Here is a 1,985-nt window from a genome sequence, read left to right as displayed (position 1 = left end):
TAAGATCGTCGGCAGCGTCATGTGTGTATAAGAGACAGGCCCCGGCCCGGTCGACGGCGGCGAAGCCGCGTCCGACACCGCGGAACAGGGCCCGACCACCCCGTCCGGCGCGGAGGCGGCCCTTGCGGGGTCCGGGGCGGCGGCCACGGTCTCGGGAACGGGCGGGGAGGGGGAAGGCTCCGCGCAGCGGGACGCCGGGACCGCCGGGCCCGCCGACGGGCGGTTCACCCTGCGGCTGGCCAACTTCGAGGGCCCCTTCGACCTGCTGCTCCAGCTCATCTCACGGCACAAGCTCGACGTCACCGAGGTGGCCCTGTCCAAGGTCACCGACGAGTTCATGGCGCACATCCGGGCCATGGGCCCCGACTGGGACCTCGACCAGACCACCGAGTTCCTGGTGGTGGCCGCCACCCTGCTGGACCTGAAGGCCGCCCGGCTGCTGCCCGCCGCCGAGGTGGAGGACGAGGCCGACCTCGCCCTGCTGGAGGCCCGCGACCTGCTCTTCGCGCGCCTCCTGCAGTACCGGGCGTACAAACAGATCGCCGCCCTCTTCGAGGAGCGGGCGGAGGCCGAGGCCCGGCGCCACCCCCGTACCGTCGGGCTGGAGCCCCACCACGCCGAGCTGCTGCCCGAGGTCGTCATCAGCATCGGCGCCGAGGGTTTCGCCCAGCTGGCGGTCAAGGCCATGCAACCCAAGGCCAGGCCGCAGGTCTACGTCGACCACATCCACGCCCCGCTGGTCAGCGTCCGCGAACAGGCCGAGGTCGTCGTGCGCCTGCTCCGGGCGCGCGGCGAGGCCACCTTCCAGGAGCTGACCGAGGGCGCCCCCGACACCCTCACGGTCGTGGCGCGCTTCCTGGCCCTGCTGGAGCTCTACCGGGAGAAGGCCGTGGCCCTCGACCAGGAGCAGGCCCTCGGGGAGCTCACGGTGCGCTGGAGCGGCGGGGACGGGGCCGGGCCGGCGGTGACGGACGAGTTCGACCAAGTGGTGCAGGAGGACCGATGACGGAGCCGAAAGACCACCAGGGGCCCGCGGACAACGGCGGGCAGCCCGGCCCCGCCGGGCTCGCGCTCAAGCCCGCCCTGGAAGCCGTCCTCATGGTGGTGGACGAGCCCGCCACCGAGGCACACCTGGCCAAGGTGCTCCGGCGGACCCCGCGCGAGGTCGCCGGCGCGCTGCGCGAGCTGGCCGACGAGTACGCGGCCCAGGGCCGCGGCTTCGAGCTGCGCCTGGTGGCCGGCGGCTGGCGGTTCTACACCCGGGCGGAGTACGCCCCGGCGGTGGAGGCCTTCGTCCTGGACGGCCAGCAGGCGCGGCTGACCCAGGCCGCGCTGGAGACCCTGGCGGTGGTCGCCTACCGGCAGCCGGTCAGCCGCTCGCGGGTCTCGGCCGTACGCGGGGTCAACTGCGACGGGGTCATGCGGACCCTCCTCCAGCGGGGCCTGGTGGAGGAGGCGGGGACGGAACCCGAAACAGGTGCGATCCTGTACAGGACGACGAACTACTTTCTGGAGCGGATGGGCCTGCGCGGCCTGGACGAGCTCCCGGAGCTCGCACCCTTCCTCCCGGAGGCGGAAGCGATCGAGGCCGAGACGCAGGAAGGCGTCCCGTCGTTCGATCCGGACGCACCGGACTCTGACGAAGACGACAAGACGGAACTTTGATGCGAAGCAGCGGCGGCAACAGGAACAGCGGCGGCGGGCGCGGTAACTACCGCGGTGCCGGGAACTCGCGCGACGACAGGCAGGGCGGGCAGGGCCAGAGCCGCCCCCGCCGTCCCCGTCCCGAGGAGCGCCGTTACGACGTGGGCCCCGAGGGCGAGCGCTCCGGCGCCGGCCGGTCCGGGGCGGGGGCGGCCCCGTCGAGGTACCGGTCCGTCCCCCCGCGGACCCGCGCGCGGCCGCGCCCCCGAGTCCGCCGGCGCCCCCCCGCCGGGTGGTGCCCGGCCGCAGCTTGCGTAGCCCCCGCTCGTCGAAGGTGCCCC

1 protein-coding gene and 2 pseudogenes are annotated in these 1,985 nt (G+C 74.3%); all 3 read left to right on the top strand.

Annotated elements, in window-relative coordinates; translation table 11 throughout:
- Positions 1 to 208: 208 nt before the first annotated feature.
- Positions 209 to 1,006, top strand: a pseudogene (locus GPJ59_RS35805) (segregation and condensation protein A); the annotation flags it as partial.
- A gap of 92 nt (positions 1,007 to 1,098) precedes the next feature.
- Positions 1,099 to 1,665: an SMC-Scp complex subunit ScpB gene (gene scpB, locus GPJ59_RS35800; protein ID WP_258025429.1), complete on the top strand. Its 567-nt coding sequence runs from the start codon at positions 1,099 to 1,101 to the stop codon at positions 1,663 to 1,665.
- Positions 1,665 to 1,985, top strand: a pseudogene (locus tag GPJ59_RS39010) (hypothetical protein); the annotation flags it as partial. The gene scpB and the pseudogene GPJ59_RS39010, both read left to right, overlap by 1 nt.

Source organism: Streptomyces bambusae (assembly GCF_019400985.1).
Classification (GTDB): domain Bacteria; phylum Actinomycetota; class Actinomycetes; order Streptomycetales; family Streptomycetaceae; genus Streptomyces; species Streptomyces bambusae_A.
This window is presented reverse-complemented; position numbering and strand designations above follow the sequence as displayed.